The following is a 17,801-nucleotide window of genomic DNA, read 5'->3' on the forward strand; positions in this document are numbered from 1 at the left end:
ACCGGGCAGTCTCGTCCCCCACCGGCGCGCCCGGCGCCGGTACGGCCAGGGGGAGCGGCACGTGGCTCGGACGAAGCAGGCGCAGGCGGCACGGCGGGACCCCAGCGACCCGGACGCGATGCCGCCGTGGGGCGTGGCGGTGCCGCTGGGCCTGCAGCACGTGCTGGCCATGTTCACCTCGAACCTGACCCCGGCGATCCTGCTGGCCGGCGTCATCGGCGCCACCACCGGCGAGGCCGTGCTGCTGGTGCAGGCCGCCCTGCTGTGCGCGGGCCTCGCCACCCTGCTGCAGACCATCGGCATCGGCCCGGTGGGCAGCCGGCTGCCGCTGATGATGGGGTCGGGCTTCGCGTTCATCGCGGTCGCCGTGCCGCTGGCCGCCGAACGCGGGCTGGACGCCGTGCTGGGCGGGGTGCTGGTCACCGCGCTGGTCCAGGTGGCGATCGGGCTGGGCATCCACAGGATCGCGTTCCTGTTCCCGCCGGTGGTGACCGGCACGATCATCCTGGTGATCGGCCTGGGGTTGCTGCCCAGCGGCATCAACCTGGCCGCCGGCGGCGTCGGCCGCGAGGGCTTCGGGTCCTGGACGAACCTCGGCGTCGCCGGGCTCGTGCTGGTGCTGACCGTGGTGCTCAACCAGTTCGCCCGGGGGATCGCCAAGGCGGCGTCGGTGCTCATCGCCGTCGTCGTCGGCTACCTGGTGGCCATCCCGGCGGGCTTGCTCGACCTCTCCGGCGTGGGCGACCGGCCGGTCGTGGCGTTCCCCTCCCCGTTCGCGTTCGGGGTGTCCTTCGAGGTCGTCGCGATCGCCTCGATGTGCATCGTCGGGGTGGTCAACATGGTCGACTCGGTCGGCACCGTGCACGCGGTGACCGAGGGCGGTGCGGGGCGGCCCGCCACCCGGCGGGAGCTGCGCGGCGGGATCCTGGCCGAGGGGGGCTCGGCGGTCCTCGGCGGCGTGTTCGGCGCGCTGCCCACGACGATGTTCAGCCAGAACATCGGTCTGGTCGCGCTGACCAGGCAGATGAGCCGGCACGTGGTCACCATCGGCGCCTGCGTGCTGGTCGGCCTGGCGCTGCTGCCCCAGCTGGCCGCGGTGCTCGCCGCCGTCCCGCCCGCCGTGCTCGGCGGCGGTGTGCTGGTGCTGTTCGGCATGGTCTGCGCCATCGGCATCGAGCTGCTGAGCAAGGACGGCCTGGACACCCGGTCGCTGCTGATCGTGGCCATGTCCATCGCGCTGGGCCGGGGCATCGCGGCCGCCCCGGACGCCATCGCCGGCATCGCCGGGGAGTGGGGCGCGCTGTTCAGCTCCGGCATCGTGGTGTCCGCGGTCGTGGCGATCGTGGCGAACCTGGTGCTGCCCGGCCGGCCGGTGCCCGCCCCCGAGGTGCCGTCCCCGGCCGAGCCCTTCGTCGAGGCGGCCGCCGAGGAGCGCGTCGAGGACCGCACCGAGCGCTGAGGCGCACAGCGGGGCGCCCTACGCTGCCCGCGATGGCGAAGACCGGGCTCCTCGAGGTGCACGACCTGTCCGTCGGCTACGGCGGGGAGCCGGTTTGCGCGCCGGTGACCGTGAGCGTGCAGGCCGGGACCGCACTGGGCGTCATCGGACCCAACGGGGCCGGGAAGTCCACCGTGCTGCAGACCGTCGTCGGCCTGCTGCCGGCACTGGCCGGGACCGTCCAGCTCGAGGGCCGGGACGTCGACGAGCGCGAGGCCGGCTTCCGTCGCGCCGTCGCCACCGTCCTGGACGACGACGCGTTCTTCCCCTCCCTCACCGGCGCCGAGCACCTGCTGCTCACCGCCCGCGGTCACGGCGTCACCGACGCCGAGCAGGCCGTGGCCGAGGAGATCGAGGAGTTCGGCCTCACCGAGCGGGCGCACGCGCTGCCCTCGGCGCTGTCGTCGGGGCAGCGCCGCCGGCTCGCCCTGGCGGCCGCCTTCGTCCGCCCGGCCCGGCTGCTGGTGCTCGATGAGCCCGAGCGCCGCCTCGACGCCCAGATGCGCCGGCGGCTGGCCGCCCGGATTGCCGAGGACGTCGCCGACGGGCTCACCGTCGTCTTCGCCAGCCACGACCCCGAGTTCCTGTCCACCGTGGCCCGCCGGGTGCTCGTCGTCGACGACGACGAGTGCACCGTCGTCTCCCCGAAGGTCGCCGTCGCGGCGCTGCACGAGGGGTGAACGCCGACCCGGCCCTGGAGCTCTCCGGTGCGGGGGTCCGGCGGTACACCCGCCGGGCCACCGCGACCCGTGCCGACACCAGCTGGCTGACCCTGGGCGGGGACGTGCTGTCCGCGCTCACCACCGCGGCCGTGGTCGTCGCGGTGTTCGGCGGTGCGTTCGCCTCGCTGCGGGAACGGATCGCCGCCCGCCCGGCGACCGGCTCCACCGTGCTGCCCGGCGAGCTGACCGCGCTCGCCGCCGCCGTGCTGGTCACCGCCGCCGTCGTGGCCCTGCTGTCCCGGCTGGGCCCGGTCAGCGCCACCCCGGCCACCGCCGCCTGGTGGCTGCCGCTGCCGGCGGGACGGCGCGGGCTGCTGCGCGGCGAGCTGGGCAAGACCGGGCTGGTCGGCGTGGTGGCCGCCGTGACGGTCGCGCTGCCGGTGGTGCTGGCCGCCCCCCAGGTGCCCTCCGTGCCCGAGGTCGCGGTCACCGTCGCCGGGGCCGGGCTGCTGGCGCTCGCCGTCGTCGGTGGGCTGGTCGTGCTGCAGGCCTCCGGGCGGACCGGCTGGGTCGCCCCGGTCACCGGCGGGCTGGCCACCGCGGTGGTCGTCGTCCCCGCGGTCGGCGGGACGCTCGTCGACGCCTGGGACTGGGTGCCCGCCGCCCCCGACGTCCCGCTCCCGCTGCTGCTCGGCGTCCCGGCGGTGCTCGCGGTCGCCGCGCTGCTGGCCGCCGACCGGGTCACCGGACGGCTGCCCGCCGGCGCGCTGCGGGAGCGGGGCGCGGCGGTCTTCGTCGCCTCGGCGTCCGCACTGTCGCTGGACACCCGGGAGCTCGGCCGGGCACTGGGCACCCCGGTGCACCCGCCGCGGCGGCAGCGCCGCTGGTCCTGGGTGCGGCAGCCGTGGCAGGCCGTCGTCGCCGCGGACCTGGCCGTGCTCGCCCGGTCCCCGTGGCGGTGGGGCCAGCTGGCCATCGGCGCGGCGCTGCCGGTCCTGGCCGCCCGGACCAGCGGTCTCGGTGAGGTGCCGGCGCTGGTCGCGGTCGCCGTCGTCCTGGGCTGGGGCCTGGCCGCGGTCGCGCTGGGGGAGCCCAGCCGGCGGGCGCACGGCTCCCCGGCCGCGGACCGTGCGCTGCCGCTGGGGTCGCGCGAGCTGGTCCGGGCTCGCACCGTCGTCCCGCTGGTCGGCCTGGTGCTGCTCTGCGGGGTGTCGGCCGGTGCGGTCGGTCTGGGCTGGGAGTGGGTCGTCCTGGGGATGGTGACCGCACCGGCGTGGGCCGGGGCCGCGGTCCGCGGCGGCTACCGGCCCGAGCTGGACTGGTCGGGGCCGGTGCTGTCCTCGCCGGTGGGCGCCGTCCCGACCGGGGTGGGGGCGACCCTGGTCCGCGGTCCCGACCTCGGCGTGCTCGGCACGGTGCCGCTCGTGGTGGCCCTGTTGCTCGGCGAGGTGCCGCAGCTGCTGCTCGCCATCGCCCTGGCGGTGTCGGCGGGCCTGTGCGCGATCTCCGTGGAGACGGCGCAGCGCCGCAAGGACTGACCTGCGTGTCGAGCCTCTGACCTGCGGTTTGTCCGGCATGCTCCGCGGTGCCGGGCGGGTCTCCGCTCCTGGCCCACCCCGCAGCCGACGCCGTCTGCGCCCCTCCCCCCTGGAGCGCTCGTGTCCTGGTACGTCAGCCGCGGCCGGATCAACCGGTCCACCTTCTGGCTCAAGTACTTCCTGCCCGTGTTCGTCGTCATGGTCGTGGTGTCCGCGGTCGTGTTCACCGCCTTCGGCCAGTCGTCGGAGCCGGGTCAGGTCAGCGTCACCGGCGGGCCGGCCCTGCTGCTCTTCGTCGTCTACCTGGCGCTCGCCGTGCCCAGCGTGTCCTCGGCCGTGACCCGGCTGCACGACACCGGCCGTTCGGCGTGGTGGCTGCTGATCGGCCTGGTGCCCCTCGTCGGCGGCATCGTGCTGCTGGTCTTCTACTGCCTCGAGGGCGAGCCGCAGCCCAACCAGTGGGGCCCGCCCACCACGGCCCGGTTCGTGCCCGCCGGCGCCCCCCTGGCAGCCGGTCAGCAGTAACCGCACCGCGCCCACCGACGGCCGGGGTCCCGCACGGGGCCCCGGCCGTCGTGCGTCCGGGCCCGCCCCGCCGAGTGCGGAGCGGTGCCGGTCATCGCGTCCCCGTGACCGGCACGGCTCCGCACTCGGCGGTGTCCGGCCACTGCTCCGGGCGGGGGACCCGGCGGACCTGGGGGCTGAGGGTGACGACCAGCGCGGCACCGGCGGTCGCCACCAGCAGGACGGCGGTCGCCGTCCCCCCGCCGCGGGACTCCAGCAGCACCCCACCCAGCAGCGGGGCCAGCGGCATCACCGCCGTGGACAGGAAGCTCGAGGAGGCCTGCACCCGGCCCTGCAGGTCCGCCGGTGTGACGGCGATCCGGTAGGCGCCGATCCCGGCGTTGCCGGCCGGGTTGAGCAGCAGGACCACCACCAGGGACGACGCCGCGACGACCGGGTGCGCCCACCAGACCAACGGCACCAGGGGCAGCACGACCGACCAGGCCACCGCCACGGTCAGCCGCCCCGTCGGCAGCCGCCGGACCAGCGCCGGGGCCAGCACCGCCCCGAGCACGCCCCCGATGCCGGCCGCCGCGTTGACCAGCCCGATCGCGCCCGGGGAGACCCCGTCGGAGACCATCCGCAGCACCACCACGAACAGCAGGGCGTTGAGCACGAGGTTGGTCAGGGCGGACCAGACCAGCAGGGTCCGGAACAGCGGGCGGGCCAGCACGAACCGGAGGCCCTGGCCGAGCTCGGTGCGCAGCCGGGGGCGGGGGCCGTCCGCCGGGGGCCCCGACAGGTCGGTGCGCAGTCGGCGCACCGCCCAGCAGGCCACGACCGCCGTCCCGGCGTTGACGGCGAAGGGGAGCCAGCGGGCGACCCCCAGCAGCACCCCGCCCAGCGGGCCGCCGAGCAGGGAGGCGACGTGCTGACGTGCCTCGTTCTGGGCCAGCGCCGCCGGGAGGTCGCCCGTGGGCACGACCGACCGGATCGCCGAGACCTGCGCCGGGCCGGACACCCCGACGGCAGCGCCGACCAGCAGGCCCACCACGACCAGGTGCGGCACGGACAGGACGCCGGCCGCCCCGGCCACGGCCAGTGAGGTGTAGAGCGCGCCCCCGGTCGCGGCCGCCCCGACCATCAGCCGGCGGCGGTCCGACCGGTCGACGAGCACCCCGGCCGGGAGCAGCGTGAGCACCGTGCCGGCCAGGAACGCCGCCTCGGCCAGGGCGGCCACGACCGCCGAGCCCGACAGCGCGAACCCGACCAGCGGGAAGGCGAAGGTGCTGACCCGGCTGCCCAGCTCGGCCACGGTCTGGCCGACCCACAGCGTCTGGAAGTCGCGGTTGCGAGCGAGCGGGGGGTGGCCGGGCATGACGCGCACCGTATGGTGCGCACTGGTTGTTGCGCAACGGTCGTTGCGCACTGACGGGTGCGGGACTGGGTAGGGTCGGCGCATGACCCAGGAGCCCGGGGCCACCCGCCCGGTGCACGACCCCCGGGTGCTGCGCGGGCTCGCCCACCCGGTGCGCTCGCGGATCGTCGACGAGATGTACGCAACCGGCCCCGTGCGGGCCGCCGACGTCGCCCGGGAGCTGGGCATCCCGGCCAACCAGGCCAGCTTCCACCTCCGCCAGCTGGCCAAGTACGGCCTGGTCGAGGAGGCCGAGGGCGAGGGCCGGGACCGCCGCGACCGGGTGTGGCGGCTGGTCGCCGAGCACGGGCTCAGCATCAGCCTCGACGAGCTGGAGGCCGCTCCCGGCGGTGCGGCCGCCGTCGGCGTCTTCCGCCGGCAGTCCACCGCCTGGGGGCACGCCGTCGTCGACGCCGCCCACGCCCGGCGCACCGACGACGCGACCACCGTGTCGATCACCAACGTCACGATGCGGCTGACCAAGGCGGAGGCCGAGGAGCTGGCGCGCGAGGTGGACGCCGTCCTGGCCCGGTGGTCGGACCGGACCCGGGGTGCCGACGACGGCGCCGACCGCCGCACCTACCTGGTGGCCCAGTACCTGCAGCCCTACCCGGACACCCTCTCCCGGTCCTGATCCGTCCCCGGCGGGCCGGGGGCGGTCGGGTCAGCCGCCGACGAACAGCGGGTCGAAGGCCCCGGTCAGCACGCTGGTCGTGACGGCGACCGCCCCGACCAGCACCGCGCCCGCGACGAAGAGCGCGTCCCGGGTGTGCAGCACCGAGCCCCGGGCGTTGGTACGCGGGACGCCGGAGTCGAAGCCGCGGGCGTCCATCGCGGTGGCCAGGCGTCCCGCCCGCCGGACCGCGCCGATGAGCAGCGTGAAGGCGACCCCGGCGAACGCCCGGGCCTGGGCGACGGGGTTGCGGCCGGTCTCGACGCCGCGGGTGCGGCGGGCCAGCCGCACGGTCTCGAACTCGGTGACCAGCAGCGGGGCCAGCCGCAGCGCAGCCAGCGCCCCGACGGCGAACCGGGGTGGGAAGCGCCAGTGCACGATCAGCGCGTCGGCCAGCCGGACCGGGTCGGTCGAGGCCACCAGCAGCACCCCGGGCAGCGCCAGCCCGATCACCCGCAGCGCGATCCCCAGGGCGGTGAGCGGCCCGGAGTCCCCCAGCACCAGGTTGACCAGGCCCACCGTGAGCGCGCTGAGCAGCAGTGGCCAGGTGCGCAGCAGCAGCACCCGCGGCGCGGTCAGCCCGGCCGCCGGGAGCAGGCACAGCTCCGCGGCGACGACGACGGCCGGCGTCACCGCGTCCAGGGTGGACAGCAGCACCAGGCTGACGACGACGGTGGCCACGATCTGGGCGACCGGGTTCACCCGGGACAGCGGGACGTCGGGAGTCGGGCCCAGCGCCAGGGACGCCGTCACAGCGCGAGCTCGGCGTCGGAGAGGACGTCGACCAGGTCCCGGTCGTGGGTGACGACGCAGACCGCACAGCCCGCGGCGCGCTGCTCCGCCAGCAGGGTGACCAGCTCCCGCCAGGTGACGGCGTCCTGGCCGAACGTCGGCTCGTCCAGGACCAGCACCTGGGGGGCGGTGGCCAGCGCGGTGGCCACCGACAGCCGGCGCTGCTGCCCGCCGGAGAGGGTGAAGGGGTTGGCGTCGGCGAACGGGGTCAGCCCGAGCCGCTCCAGCAGCTCCTCCGCGCGGGCCCGGGCCGCGGTGGACCCGGCGCCCGAGCGCAGCGGGCCCAGCTCCAGCTCGTCGCGCAGCCGCCCGGTGAGGAACTGGTGCTCGGGCTGCTGGAAGACCGTCCCGATGCGGGTGACCAGCTCCCCGGCCCGCCACCGGTGCGGCTCCCGGACCCCGCGGGCGGCCAGCTCCGCGGAGGCGACGACCCGGCCGGTCGAGGGCGCGCGCAGCCCGGCCAGCAGCAGGGCCAGCGTGGACTTGCCGGTGCCGTTGGGCCCGGTCACCGCCGTGACGGCGGCCGCGGGGAGCTCCAGGTCGGTGGGCGCCAGCGAGGGCTGCTGCGCCCCGCGGTGGGTGAAACCGGCCGCCGCTGCCGCCAGCCGGGGGGAGGAGCGTGGATCAGGGTCCCTGGTCCACGTCCGTCCTCCCTCACCACATCTCGTCGAGGAGGACGGACTCTGATCAGGGACCCTGATCCACGCTCCCGGGCGCGACAGGTCCAGCCCCGCCGTCCGGGGCGCCGGCGTCCACCCCGGACTGTGCTCGATGAGCCCGCCGTCGACCACCTCCACCACCCGGTCCACCAGCGGCAGCCAGGGCGCTGCGTCGTGGTCGATGACGAGCAGCGTCGTCCGGCGGTCGGCGACGGCGCGCGCCACCGCCGTCCGGACGACGTCGGAGCCGGCCGGGTCCAGCTGGGCGGTCGGCTCGTCGAGCAGCAGCAGCCCGGGACGGCGGGCCAGCGCGCCGGCCAGCACCAGCCGCTGCTTCTCCCCGCCGGACAGCGCCTGGGTGGGGCGCTCCCGGCCGTACCGCCAGCCCACGGTGGCCAGCGCCTCGTCGACCCGCGGCCAGATGAGCGCGGCCGGCAGCCCGGCGTTCTCCAGGCCGAAGGCGACGTCGTCCCCGGCGCGGGTCATCACCAGCTGGCTGTCGGGGTCCTGCAGCAGCAGGCCCAACCGGTCGCGGGCGTCGGCGGGGGAGCGGTCGTCGACGGTGAGCTCACCGGTGACCTCGGCGGCCTCGGGGTCCAGCAGCCCGGCCAGGACGGCGAACAGCGTGGACTTGCCGGCCCCGGAGCGGCCGGTGACCAGCACCCGCTCGCCGGGGGCGACGTCCAGGTCGACGCCGGTCAGCGCCCAGGCGAGCCGGGAGGCGTGCCGGACCGCCAGGCCCCGTGCCTGGACCGCGACCGGGCCGTGCTCAGACGCGGCTGCGCCCGGAGGCGAAGGAGCTCAGCGCGCCGGTGCGGGCCAGGGCCCGGACCAGGAGCAGCCCGAGCACCCCGGCGATCAGCACGCTGCTGATCACGGTCAGCACGGTGTAGGGCAGCTGGTAGGCCCAGAAGCCCAGGTCGGCGTAGTAGAGCGAGTTGTCCAGCACCGAGGTCGAGAGCCCCGCCGTGACCGCGGCCAGCACCGCGGTGCCCCAGCCGAAGGTGCGGTAGCGGGTGAGGGCGAAGCCCAACTCGGCGCCCAGGCCCTGGACCAGGCCGTACACCACGATGATCCCGCCGTAGGGCGAGGCGAGCAGGCTGACCGCGGCGGCCAGCGTGGAGGCGAAGGTGGCCGCGCCGGGCTTGCGGACCAGCAGGCCGGCGACCAGGCCGGGCAGCAGGTAGACGCCGTTCATCAGGCCCTGCACGGGTGGGAAGAAGGAGAACGCGCTGCCCACGGTGGAGTTGAGCAGGTTCCACAGGATGAACACGACACCGAACGCGACGCCCAGCACGGCGGTCGTGACGATGTCCACGGTGCGCCAGGAGCGGCGCGGTGCGGCCTCGGTGGCAGCGGTCGGACGGGTGACCTCAGCGGTCATGGTGCTCTCTCCAGACTCCCTACGCCGGCATGACCCGGTTCAGGTTCGAGGGTCTGCGGTCTCCCGCACTCTCAGCGCCTCCTGGCGCTCCCCTGTCGGTGTGTTCTGTTGTGCCGCAGAGACTACGCACGCCGGCTCAGCCGGACACGCCGGCCCGGACGGCGTCGGCCCCGGCAGGGCGCTCCCGTGGCCATTCCGCGAGGACGACGCGGTCGCGCCCGCCACGCTTGGCGGCGTAGAGGCAGGCGTCGGCCGCCTGTACCGCGGCTTCGAGCTCGGCACCGACCAGCCCGTCGGGCGGGGGTCCGGCGAGGGTGACGACGCCGATGCTGACGGTGGCCGACCAGTCGGCCATCCACTCCGCGGCCCGCACCCGGAGCGTCTCCGCGTAGGCGCCGGCCCGGTCGGCCGGGGTCGTGGACAGGACGAGGAACTCCTCGCCGCCCAGCCGGACCACGACGTCCTCGTCCCGGGTCTCGGCGGCCAGCCCGGCCGCGAACCGCCGGAGCAGCTCGTCCCCGGCGGCGTGGCCGAGGGTGTCGTTGACGGTCTTGAAGCGGTCGATGTCCAGGACGGCCACCGTGGTGGTGCCCGGCGTGCCGCCGGCGGTGGCGGCGACCCGGTCCTGCAGGGCGCGCCGGTTGAGCAGGCCGGTGAGCGGGTCGGTCACGGTCTGCCGGTGGAGCGCCTCGAGGGCGCTGCCCAGTCGGTGGCGCAGCCGCAGGACGACCTCCGTGGTCCCCAGGAAGGCCAGCAGCGGCAGGGCGACCAGCGTCAGCCACTGCAGCGGGTCGCTGGTGATGGCGCCCATGGCCGCCCCGGTGCAGGCGGTCAGCGTCACCATGGCCGCCCGGCTCGCCGCCCGGGACAGGTACACGGCCGCGTAGACGGCGTTGGGCAACAGCAGGACGACGTTCAGCATCCCGCCGGCGCGGCTCTGGTTGGCCAGCACCGAGAGGAGCACCAGCCCCATCAGGCAGCAGACGAGCAGACCCAGCACGGCGTCGGACCAGTCACGGCCGACGGTGAGCAGGGCCAGGGCGGTCAGTGCCGCCGCCCCGAGGACGGCGAGGAAGACCGCCGTCCAGGCGCCGGGGCGCAGCGTCGTCGGGTCCAGCAGGGCGAGCAGCCCGATCGCTGCCGACGCGCCCACCAGGGCCGCGAGGACCCGGGTGCGGCCGGCGTCGGGCCGGCCAGGGGGCGTCGGGTGCGGCACGGGAGGGCTCCGTCGGTGGTGTGCGGGGGGACCGGTCGGTTCCCCATCGGCCACCGGACCCGGGTCCGCGACCCTGACCTGGGCCTTCCCACCCGCCCGGGTGGTGCCGCGCGGGCGCGCAGGTGAGGCTGGTAGAGATCAGCGCAGACGTTCTACTCACCAGTAGCAGAGGAGCAGGCAATGGCGCAGGCACAGCGGACGGCGATCGTGACGGGAGCTGCTCGGGGCATCGGGGCGGCGATCGCCACCCGGCTGGCGGCCGACGGCATGGCCGTGGCGGTCCTCGACCTGGACGAGGGGTCCTGCGCGGGCACCGTCTCGGCGATCCAGGCCGCGGGCGGCGAGGCGATCGCGGTCGGCGCGGACGTCGCCGACGAGGCCAGCGTGAACGCCGCGGTCGAGCGCGTGGCCGAGGAGCTCGGCGGGCCGACCGTGCTGGTGAACAACGCCGGCATCACCCGCGACAACCTGTTGTTCAAGATGAGCGTCGAGGACTGGGACGCCGTCATGAACGTGCACCTGCGCGGCGCCTTCCTGATGAGCAAGGCCGCCCAGAAGCACATGGTCGCCGCCGAGTTCGGCCGGATCGTGAACCTGTCCAGCGTCTCGGCGCTGGGCAACCGCGGCCAGGTCAACTACTCCGCGGCCAAGGCCGGCATGCAGGGGTTCACCAAGACCCTGGCGATCGAGCTGGGCCGCTACAACGTGACCGCCAACGCGATCGCCCCCGGCTTCATCGAGACCGAGATGACGGCGGCGACCGCCGAGCGCGTCGGCGTCCCCTTCGAGGACTTCAAGGCGATGGCCGCCAAGCAGATCCCGGTCGCCCGGGTCGGCCAGCCCGAGGACATCGCGCACACGGTGTCGTTCCTGGCCAGTGAGGGTGCGGGCTTCGTGTCCGGCCAGGTCGTCTACGTCGCGGGTGGCCCGCGCGACTGACCGCTCCGGTCCGCCCGCCCCTCAGGCCCCGCGGGGCGGGCGGACCAGCGTCCAGACCGGCAGCTCGTGGTCCACGGCGCTGCGGGTCGACTGGGTGACGACGAAGCCCAGCGCCTCGGCCCAGTGCACGACACCGGAGGTGTAGGCGGCCAGCGCCGCAGGGACGCCGTCGGCGTCGCAGCGGTCCAGCACCGGCGTCACGACGGCGCGGGACAGGCCGGCAAAACGCTGTGACGGACGGGTCCCGGCCGACACCAGCCACCAGTGTGGGGTCTCCGGCCGTCCGGCCGCGGCGATCCGGTCGGTGGCCTGGACGACCCGGTGCCGGCTGCCGAACACCTTGGGCAGGTCCCGGTCCAGCACCGCCTGCAGGTCCGCGGCCGGGGCCGGGTCGCCCGGCGGGGTCCAGGTGGCGACGGCGGCGCAGTCGTCGGTCACCCACGTCGTCTGCGCGTCGACCCCGGCCAGCCCCGCGACGAGCTCGTGCCAGCGGTGCACCCGCTGCGCCCGCCCGTCCTCGGGGAAGGCCCAGGAGGTCCAGCGGTAGTCGGGGTAGGCCGCGGCCAGGGTGGCGGCCAGGCGCGGGACGTCCCGGCGCTGCGCGAGGCGGACGACGGGCTCTGCTGCGGTCACCCGCCGATCCCACCACGGTCGGCTCGGTGCAGCTCGTGCACCACCGCGTGCCCCCGGCCGCGGGACATCAGCCAGCGGTTCACCGGCCAGGCCACCAGGAAGGCCAGGCCCAGGGCGAGGGCGAGCGACCACCAGAACAACCAGGTGGTGAGGCCGGCGGCCAGGGCGCCCGGGACGACGAGGACGAAGCCGTTGTCGACCACCTCCATGACCGCGATCGAGACGGTGTCGGCGGCCAGCGCCACCCGCAGTGCCCGGTGCAGCGGCAGCCCGGCCCGGAGCACGCCGCGCATCGTCAGGGCGTAGCCGAACGCGAAGGCCAGCAGCAGCGAGACCACGATCGTCGTGCCGTTGCCCCAGCCGAGGCCGGCGGCCAGCACCATGCCCGTCACCTCCCCGGCGGCGCACCCGGTGAGGCAGTGCAGGGTGGCCTGGGCGGCCATCGGCCAGCTGGTGTCCATCTCGTCGGGCTACCCGCCGTCCCTGGTCTCGCACAGGATGGGCGGGTGCAGATCGACGTCGACGAACTCCGGCTGCGCCCGTGGCGGCCCACCGACCTGGACGCGGTGTGGGCGGCGCTGCAGGACCCCGCCGTCCGGCTGTGGAACGGCAGTGGCGCGTCGTCCCTCGAGGAGGCCACGCAGTGGCTGGCCCGGCGCAGTGAGGGGGAGGGCCACGTGTCGCGGGCCGTCGTGGCCCGGGCCGACGGCGGCCTGCTCGGCTCGGTGTCGCTGCACTCGATCGACCCGGTGCAGCTGGACGCGGAGGTCGGCTACTGGGTGGTTCCGGCGGCCCGGGGCCGGCGGGTCGCCCCGCGGGTGGTGGACGCCGTCTGCCGGTGGGCGTTCGCCGAGCTGGGCCTGGACCGGGTGGTGCTGGCGCACGCGGTGGAGAACCCGGCGTCGGGTCGGGTCGCCGCGCGGGCCGGGTTCACCCTGGAGGGCCGGCTGCGCCGCTCGTACCGCTTCGGGGACGGCGTGAAGCACGACGAGCTGCTCTGGTCGCGGCTCTCCGACGACCCCGGGCCGGGGAACCCCAGCACCCCCTGACCGGCGCGCCGTGGGGTGCTGGGGTTCCCCCGCCTGGGAGGAAGCAGGGTCAGGCGGCGACGCGACGCGCGGTGGTCAGCCGGTGGCCGTGCTCGGCGGCCTCGCGCTCGGCGTCGGCCTTGAGCTCCTCGGCCATCGCGGTGAACTCGTCGAGGGCCGGGTTGACCCCGACCAGGGTGAACTCGCGGGTGACGACGGTGAGGTCGAGCTGCCAGACGTCGGCGAGGATGCGGCGCAGCCAGCCGGTGGCGTGGTCCCAGTCCTCGCGCGGGGTGCCGGCGCTGTAGTTGCCGCCGTGCACGGTGACCAGGACGGCGGGCTTGCCGGCCAGCAGCGGCGGCTGGCCGGGGGCCATCCGCGGGTCGGTGATGACCAGGTCGACCCAGTTCTTGACGTGCTGGGAGACGCCGAAGTTGTACAGCGGGACGGCGAGCAGGAGCGCCTCGGCGTCCACGAGCTCGTCGGTCAGGGTCGCGGCGAGGGCGACGGCCTCGGTCTGCGCGGCGGTGCGCTGCTCGGCCGGGGTGTAGGCCGCGTTGACCGCGTCGCCCCAGGCGGTGGCCGGCAGCGGCTCGGTGCCGACGTGCCGGCGGGTGACCGGGGCGTCGGGTGCGCCGTCGCGCCACTGCGCCTCGACGATGTCGGCGATGGCGCGGCTGGCGGAGCCCTCGGTGCGGATGCTGGCGTCCAGGCGGAACAGGGACACGGGGATCACTTCTCTCAGGTGTGCAGCTAGGTAAAACAGAGCGACGCCGGAAACGCTAGCACCGGTACGCTGTGGGTGTGGCGGACGTGCAGCACGAACCCCGGGCCTGTGATGCCGCGCTGACGCACGCCTTCTCCTTCCTCGGCAAGCGCTGGAACGGGATGGTCGTGTCGGTGCTGACCAGCGGTCCGGCGACCTTCAGCGAGCTGCGCCGCGCCGTCGCCGGGATCAGCGACTCCGTCCTGTCCGACCGGCTCACCGAGCTGGCCCAGGGCGGACTGGTCGAGCGCACCGTCGACGCCGGCCCGCCCGTGGGCGTCACCTACCGGCTGACGCCGTCGGGGGAGGCGCTGTCCCCGGTGCTGGACCAGCTGGCCCGCTGGGCGACCGAGAACCTGGCGCCACGCTGTCCCACCCAGCCGTCCTGAACCGCTAGCAACCGCAGACCGCCCCGGCCGGCGCGGTCAGCGGGTCGGCTGTCGGGTGGTGCACCCCGTCGGCCGTCTGGACCGCGAACCCCTCGCGCGCCCAGTACTCGAAGCCGCCGAGCATCTCGCGCACCCGCACCCCCCGGGCGGCCAGGCGCAGCCCGGCCCGGGTGGCCCCGTTGCAACCCGGCCCCCAACAGTGGACGACGACCGGACCGTCGGTGACCAGGTCACCGACGGGTGCGTGCACCGCGCCGGGGACGTGGCCCTGGTCCCACGCCTCCCGGCTGCGCACGTCGACCAGCACGAAGCCGGGGTCGCCGGACTCCAGGGCGGCGTGCACGTCGCTGACGTCGGTCTCGACCGTCAGACGGTGCGCGAAGTACGCGGCGGCGACGGTGGGGTCGGTGCTCCAGTCCATGCCCCGGAGCCTGCGCGAGGAGGTGGGGTGGTCGCCACGAGCAGGACCGACGACGTCCGCAACGGTCCTGCCACTTGACATCCGGCTGACTGACATCTGAGATTTCAGTTGTGACCGCCCCCCGTGTCCTGCTGCGCGACCAGGCGCTCGTCGCCATCCGGGAGGCCATCGTCAGTGGCGAGCTGCCCCCCGGCGGGGTGGTCAAGGACGCCGAGCTCGCCGTCCGGCTGGGGCTCTCCGTGGCCCCGGTCCGCACCGCGCTGGCCCGGCTGGCCGACGAGGGCCTGGTCGAGTCCAAGCCGCAGAGCCACACCCGGGTCACCGCCGTCGTGCCCTCGGTCGTGCACGACGCCGCGGTCGTCGTCCGGGCCATGCACGAGCTCGCCGTCCGAACCGCCGTCCCCGCCGTGAGCTCCGACGACGTCGCCACGATGCGCGCGGCCAACGACCGGTTCGCCGCGGCCGTCCGCGCCGGGGACGTCGACGCCGCGATGGACGCCGACGACGACCTGCACGACGTGCTCGTCGACCGGTGCGGCAACGGCGCCGTGCGGGCCACCGTCGACCGCTTCACCCCCGTCGTCCGCCGGCTGGAGCGGTTGCGGTTCGCCGCGGCCCACGGCGCGGACTCGGTGGACCTGCACGAGCAGCTCATCACCGCCTGCCAGCACCACGACGTCGAGGCCGCCGTCGGCACCACCACCGCCATCTGGACGGCGCTGCTGTCCGAACTGACCGAGGAGACCCCGTGACGACGCTCGACGACTTCCCCCGCACCAGCCTGCTGTTCGGCCCCTCGCCCGTGCACCGCCTGGACCGGCTGACCGAGCACCTGGGCGGCGCCGCCGTCTGGGCCAAGCGGGAGGACTGCAACTCCGGCATCGCCTACGGCGGCAACAAGACCCGCAAGCTCGAGTACCTGGTCGCCGAGGCGCTGGCCCAGGGCTGCGACACCCTGGTCTCCATCGGTGGCGTGCAGAGCAACCACACCCGCCAGGTCGCCGCGGTCGCCGCGCACCTGGGGCTGTCCTGCGTGCTGATCCAGGAGAGCTGGGTCGACTGGCCCGACGCCGTCTACGACAAGGTCGGCAACATCCTGATCTCGCGGCTGGCCGGTGCTGACGTGCGGCTGGTCAAGGCCGGCTTCGGCATCGGGTTCAAGGAGAGCTGGGAGGCCGCGCTCGCCGAGATCGAGGCCCGCGGCGGCAAGCCCTACGCCATCCCGGCCGGCGCCTCGGACCACCCGCTGGGCGGCCACGGCTTCGCCAACTGGGCTCGCGAGGTGGCGCAGCAGGAGCAGGAGCTGGGCGTCTTCTTCGACACCGTGGTCGTCTGCTCGGTGACCGGTTCGACCCAGGCCGGCATGGTCGCCGGGTTCGCCAAGCTGGAGGAGGACGGCGCCCGCCCCCGCCGCGTCCTGGGCATCGACGCCTCCGCCAAGCCCACCGAGACCCGTGACCAGGTGCTCCGGATCGCCCAGCGCACCGCGGCCGCGATCGGCGTGCAGCGCGAGCTGACCCTGGACGACGTCGAGCTCGACGAGCGCTTCCACGCCGGCGTCTACGGCATCCCGGACGACGTCACGCTGCGCGCGATGGAGACCGCCGCCCGCACCGAGGGCATGGTCACCGACCCCGTGTACGAGGGGAAGTCGATGGCCGCGACCATCGAGCTGGTGCGCTCCGGGGAGATCTCCCGTGACGCCACCGTGCTCTACGCCCACCTCGGCGGGCAGCCCGCGTTGAACGGGTACAGCGCGCTCTTCAGCTGATCCGTCGCTGATCCACGTGGAACAACCCCGCTCGATGTGACATCGAGCGGGGTCGTCCCGTGGTCACGCCGCTCGATGTGACATCGAGGGCGTGCCACCGGCCCGGTCGCCCTCTGGGGCGGCCGGGCCGGTGGCGCCTGCGCGGTCTTACTGGTGGGTCACCCGGCGGCGGGTGCCGAGGGTGAGGGCGGCGCCGAGCAGGAGGGCGAGCAGGCCGGCGATGGCGGGGGCGGTGAGTTCCATGCCCAACCCGGCCAAGACCACGCTCACCCCGGCGTACCTGAGCTACACCTCGGCCGGGCCACGGGTGCCCTGTGGGGGTCTTACTGGTGGGTCACCCGGCGGCGGGTGCCGAGGGTGAGGGCGGCGCCGAGCAGGAGGGCGAGCAGGCCGGCGATGGCGGGGGCGGTGAGTTCCATGCCGGTGTAGGCCAGTGAGCCGTCACTGCTGGCGGCGGTGTTGGTGGGGGTGGTGTTGGTGGGGGTGGTGTCGGTGGTCGGGGCGGGGCCCTGGACGACGAGGGGGGTGATGCCCTGCGGGGTGCCGGGCGYGGTCGGGGTCTCGGGGGTCGGGAYCGGGGGGACGACGACCGGGGGCTGCGGGGTGGTGGGCGGGGTGGTGGGGGCGCAGGTGCCCGAGCCGGTGCCGAGGAGGCCGAGGCTGTTGCCGCAGAYGGTGACCGGGATGTCGACGWCCGGGGTCGTGGGCGTGGTCGTGGGCGTGGTCGGGGTGGTSGGGGTGGTGGCCGGGGCGCAGCCGCCGGTGGCGTCGCCGAGGAGGCCGATGCCGTTGCCGCAGACGGTCACCGGGACGGTGACGATCGGGGTGGTGGGGGTGCCGGTGGTYGGGGTGCCGGTGGTGGGGGTGCAGCCGCCGGTGGCGTCGCCGAGGACGCTGAGGCCGTTGCCGCAGACGGTCACCGGGACGGTGACGATCGGGGTGGTGGGCGTCCCGGTGGTCGGGGTGGTGCCGACGGGCGTGGTGCAGGTGCCCGAGGCGTCGCCGAGGACGCCGATGCCGTTGCCGCAGGCGACGACGGGGACGTCGACGGTGAGGCCGCCGCCGGCGGCGGGCGTGCCGGTGGTGGGCGTGCCGGTGGTCGGGGTGCCGGTGGTCGGGGTGCCGGTGGTGGGCGTTCCCGTGGTCGGGGTGCCGGCGGGGGTGCAGGTGCCGGTGGCGTCGCCGGCGAGGCCGATGCCGTTGCCGCAGATGGTGACCGGGGCGGTGACGGTCAGGCCGCCTCCATCGGTGCCCGCGGTGGGGCTGCCGGTCGTGGGGCTGCCGGCGGTGGGGGCGCCGGTGGTGGGGGTGGTGGTGCCGGTTCCGGTGCCGCCGAGGCCACCGATGCCGTTGCCGCCGATGAGGACGGGGGCCGCGACGTCGATGCCGCCGTCGGTGCCGGMMGCGGGAGCGGCCGGGGTGGTGGGGGTGGTGCAGGTGGCGGTGGCGTCACCCAGGACGCCGATGCCGTTGCCGCAGGCGGTGATCGGTGCGGTGACGGTGATGCCGTC

Annotated in this window: 20 protein-coding genes, 1 pseudogene and 1 riboswitch; of the genes and pseudogenes, 10 read left to right on the plus strand and 11 right to left on the minus strand. The window is 75.5% G+C overall.

Annotation, left to right across the window (positions count from 1 at the left end):
* The first annotated feature begins 61 nt into the window (after nt 1-61).
* The 4 genes from ASG41_RS15265 to ASG41_RS15280 all read left to right on the plus strand — a co-directional run bounded on the left by ASG41_RS15265 (nt 62) and on the right by ASG41_RS15280 (nt 4,223).
* Nucleotides 62-1,459, plus strand: coding sequence for a uracil-xanthine permease family protein (locus tag ASG41_RS15265; RefSeq protein ID WP_056296421.1), 1,398 nt, complete (start codon nt 62-64; stop codon nt 1,457-1,459).
* A gap of 32 nt (nt 1,460-1,491) precedes the next feature.
* On the plus strand, nt 1,492-2,178 hold the full coding sequence (locus ASG41_RS15270; RefSeq protein ID WP_056296424.1) for an ABC transporter ATP-binding protein: 687 nt from the start codon (nt 1,492-1,494) through the stop codon (nt 2,176-2,178).
* The gene (locus ASG41_RS15275; RefSeq protein ID WP_056296428.1) at nt 2,175-3,698 is read left to right on the plus strand and encodes a DUF6297 family protein; all 1,524 of its coding nucleotides are present in this window, start codon (nt 2,175-2,177) and stop codon (nt 3,696-3,698) included. The genes ASG41_RS15270 and ASG41_RS15275 overlap by 4 nt, the downstream gene beginning before the upstream one ends.
* Before the next feature lie 120 nt (nt 3,699-3,818).
* Nucleotides 3,819-4,223, plus strand: a complete 405-nt coding sequence (locus ASG41_RS15280) for a DUF805 domain-containing protein (RefSeq protein WP_056296432.1) — start codon at nt 3,819-3,821, stop codon at nt 4,221-4,223.
* Nucleotides 4,224-4,314: 91 nt separating this feature from the next.
* Here ASG41_RS15280 and ASG41_RS15285 read toward each other — a convergent pair whose 3' ends face one another.
* The gene (locus ASG41_RS15285; protein WP_056296813.1) at nt 4,315-5,580 is read right to left on the minus strand and encodes an MFS transporter; all 1,266 of its coding nucleotides are present in this window, start codon (nt 5,578-5,580) and stop codon (nt 4,315-4,317) included.
* A gap of 82 nt (nt 5,581-5,662) precedes the next feature.
* On the opposite strand from ASG41_RS15285, the gene ASG41_RS15290 reads away from it, so the two are divergent.
* Nucleotides 5,663-6,253 carry a helix-turn-helix domain-containing protein gene (locus ASG41_RS15290; protein WP_056296435.1) on the plus strand — a complete coding sequence of 197 codons (591 nt, stop codon included), beginning with the start codon at nt 5,663-5,665 and terminating at the stop codon, nt 6,251-6,253.
* 30 nt (nt 6,254-6,283) lie between these two features.
* Here the strand turns inward: ASG41_RS15290 and ASG41_RS15295 are convergent, their stop codons facing one another.
* The 4 genes from ASG41_RS15295 to ASG41_RS15310 form a co-directional block, all read right to left on the minus strand.
* Nucleotides 6,284-7,045 carry an energy-coupling factor transporter transmembrane protein EcfT gene (locus ASG41_RS15295; RefSeq protein ID WP_200938962.1) on the minus strand — a complete coding sequence of 254 codons (762 nt, stop codon included), beginning with the start codon at nt 7,043-7,045 and terminating at the stop codon, nt 6,284-6,286.
* Entirely contained in the window at nt 7,042-8,481 is a 1,440-nt protein-coding gene (locus ASG41_RS15300) for an ABC transporter ATP-binding protein (protein ID WP_056296439.1), read from the minus strand. Before ASG41_RS15300 ends, ASG41_RS15295 begins: the two co-directional genes overlap by 4 nt.
* A 31-nt stretch (nt 8,482-8,512) precedes the next feature.
* Nucleotides 8,513-9,127, minus strand: coding sequence for an ECF transporter S component (locus ASG41_RS15305; protein WP_056296442.1), 615 nt, complete (start codon nt 9,125-9,127; stop codon nt 8,513-8,515).
* Nucleotides 9,127-9,231, minus strand: a riboswitch (TPP riboswitch). Its footprint overlaps the gene before it by 1 nt.
* 32 nt (nt 9,232-9,263) lie before the next feature.
* A complete protein-coding gene (locus ASG41_RS15310) occupies nt 9,264-10,343 on the minus strand; it encodes a diguanylate cyclase (protein WP_056296445.1) in 1,080 nt (359 codons plus the stop codon).
* Nucleotides 10,344-10,523: 180 nt separating this feature from the next.
* Here ASG41_RS15310 and fabG point away from each other — a divergent pair, with 180 nt between their 5' ends.
* Entirely contained in the window at nt 10,524-11,282 is a 759-nt protein-coding gene (gene fabG / locus ASG41_RS15315) for a 3-oxoacyl-ACP reductase FabG (protein WP_056296448.1), read from the plus strand.
* 21 nt (nt 11,283-11,303) lie between these two features.
* Here the strand turns inward: fabG and ASG41_RS15320 are convergent, their stop codons facing one another.
* Nucleotides 11,304-11,915 (minus strand): hypothetical protein, encoded by a 612-nt coding sequence (locus ASG41_RS15320; RefSeq protein ID WP_056296451.1) that lies wholly within the window; start codon nt 11,913-11,915, stop codon nt 11,304-11,306.
* Nucleotides 11,912-12,376: a DUF4396 domain-containing protein gene (locus ASG41_RS15325; protein WP_056296454.1), complete on the minus strand. Its 465-nt coding sequence runs from the start codon at nt 12,374-12,376 to the stop codon at nt 11,912-11,914. Before ASG41_RS15325 ends, ASG41_RS15320 begins: the two co-directional genes overlap by 4 nt.
* 45 nt (nt 12,377-12,421) lie before the next feature.
* Here ASG41_RS15325 and ASG41_RS15330 point away from each other — a divergent pair, with 45 nt between their 5' ends.
* A complete protein-coding gene (locus tag ASG41_RS15330) occupies nt 12,422-12,964 on the plus strand; it encodes a GNAT family N-acetyltransferase (protein ID WP_056296457.1) in 543 nt (180 codons plus the stop codon).
* 49 nt (nt 12,965-13,013) lie between these two features.
* Here the strand turns inward: ASG41_RS15330 and ASG41_RS15335 are convergent, their stop codons facing one another.
* Nucleotides 13,014-13,670, minus strand: a complete 657-nt coding sequence (locus tag ASG41_RS15335; RefSeq protein WP_056296819.1) for an FMN-dependent NADH-azoreductase — start codon at nt 13,668-13,670, stop codon at nt 13,014-13,016.
* Nucleotides 13,671-13,747: 77 nt separating this feature from the next.
* Here ASG41_RS15335 and ASG41_RS15340 point away from each other — a divergent pair, with 77 nt between their 5' ends.
* A complete protein-coding gene (locus tag ASG41_RS15340; protein WP_056296460.1) occupies nt 13,748-14,098 on the plus strand; it encodes a helix-turn-helix domain-containing protein in 351 nt (116 codons plus the stop codon).
* A 4-nt stretch (nt 14,099-14,102) separates the two neighbouring features.
* On the opposite strand, the gene ASG41_RS15345 is transcribed toward ASG41_RS15340, so the two are convergent.
* Nucleotides 14,103-14,519, minus strand: a complete 417-nt coding sequence (locus tag ASG41_RS15345; protein ID WP_056296463.1) for a rhodanese-like domain-containing protein — start codon at nt 14,517-14,519, stop codon at nt 14,103-14,105.
* Nucleotides 14,520-14,629: 110 nt separating this feature from the next.
* On the opposite strand from ASG41_RS15345, the gene ASG41_RS15350 reads away from it, so the two are divergent.
* Together ASG41_RS15350 and ASG41_RS15355 are read left to right on the plus strand one after the other, a co-directional pair.
* Nucleotides 14,630-15,271, plus strand: coding sequence for a GntR family transcriptional regulator (locus ASG41_RS15350; RefSeq protein WP_235564827.1), 642 nt, complete (start codon nt 14,630-14,632; stop codon nt 15,269-15,271).
* Nucleotides 15,268-16,290: a 1-aminocyclopropane-1-carboxylate deaminase gene (locus tag ASG41_RS15355; RefSeq protein ID WP_056296469.1), complete on the plus strand. Its 1,023-nt coding sequence runs from the start codon at nt 15,268-15,270 to the stop codon at nt 16,288-16,290. The genes ASG41_RS15350 and ASG41_RS15355 overlap by 4 nt, the downstream gene beginning before the upstream one ends.
* A 147-nt stretch (nt 16,291-16,437) precedes the next feature.
* Here ASG41_RS15355 and ASG41_RS25090 read toward each other — a convergent pair whose 3' ends face one another.
* Together ASG41_RS25090 and ASG41_RS24010 are read right to left on the minus strand one after the other, a co-directional pair.
* Nucleotides 16,438-16,560: a hypothetical protein gene (locus ASG41_RS25090; RefSeq protein WP_255352989.1), complete on the minus strand. Its 123-nt coding sequence runs from the start codon at nt 16,558-16,560 to the stop codon at nt 16,438-16,440.
* A gap of 53 nt (nt 16,561-16,613) precedes the next feature.
* A pseudogene (locus tag ASG41_RS24010) lies at nt 16,614-17,801 on the minus strand (hypothetical protein); the annotation flags it as partial.

This window comes from Modestobacter sp. Leaf380, from assembly GCF_001424485.1.
Classification (GTDB): domain Bacteria; phylum Actinomycetota; class Actinomycetes; order Mycobacteriales; family Geodermatophilaceae; genus Klenkia.

Coding starts and splice junctions, on each gene's coding strand:
- ASG41_RS15270 (WP_056296424.1), top strand. CDS start 1,492: ATGGCGAAGACCGGGCTCCTCGAGGTGCACGACCTGTCCGTCGGCTAC.
- ASG41_RS15285 (WP_056296813.1), bottom strand. CDS start 5,580: ATGCCCGGCCACCCCCCGCTCGCTCGCAACCGCGACTTCCAGACGCTG.
- ASG41_RS15290 (WP_056296435.1), top strand. CDS start 5,663: ATGACCCAGGAGCCCGGGGCCACCCGCCCGGTGCACGACCCCCGGGTG.
- ASG41_RS15305 (WP_056296442.1), bottom strand. CDS start 9,127: ATGACCGCTGAGGTCACCCGTCCGACCGCTGCCACCGAGGCCGCACCG.
- fabG (WP_056296448.1), top strand. CDS start 10,524: ATGGCGCAGGCACAGCGGACGGCGATCGTGACGGGAGCTGCTCGGGGC.
- ASG41_RS15325 (WP_056296454.1), bottom strand. CDS start 12,376: ATGGACACCAGCTGGCCGATGGCCGCCCAGGCCACCCTGCACTGCCTC.
- ASG41_RS15345 (WP_056296463.1), bottom strand. CDS start 14,519: ATGGACTGGAGCACCGACCCCACCGTCGCCGCCGCGTACTTCGCGCAC.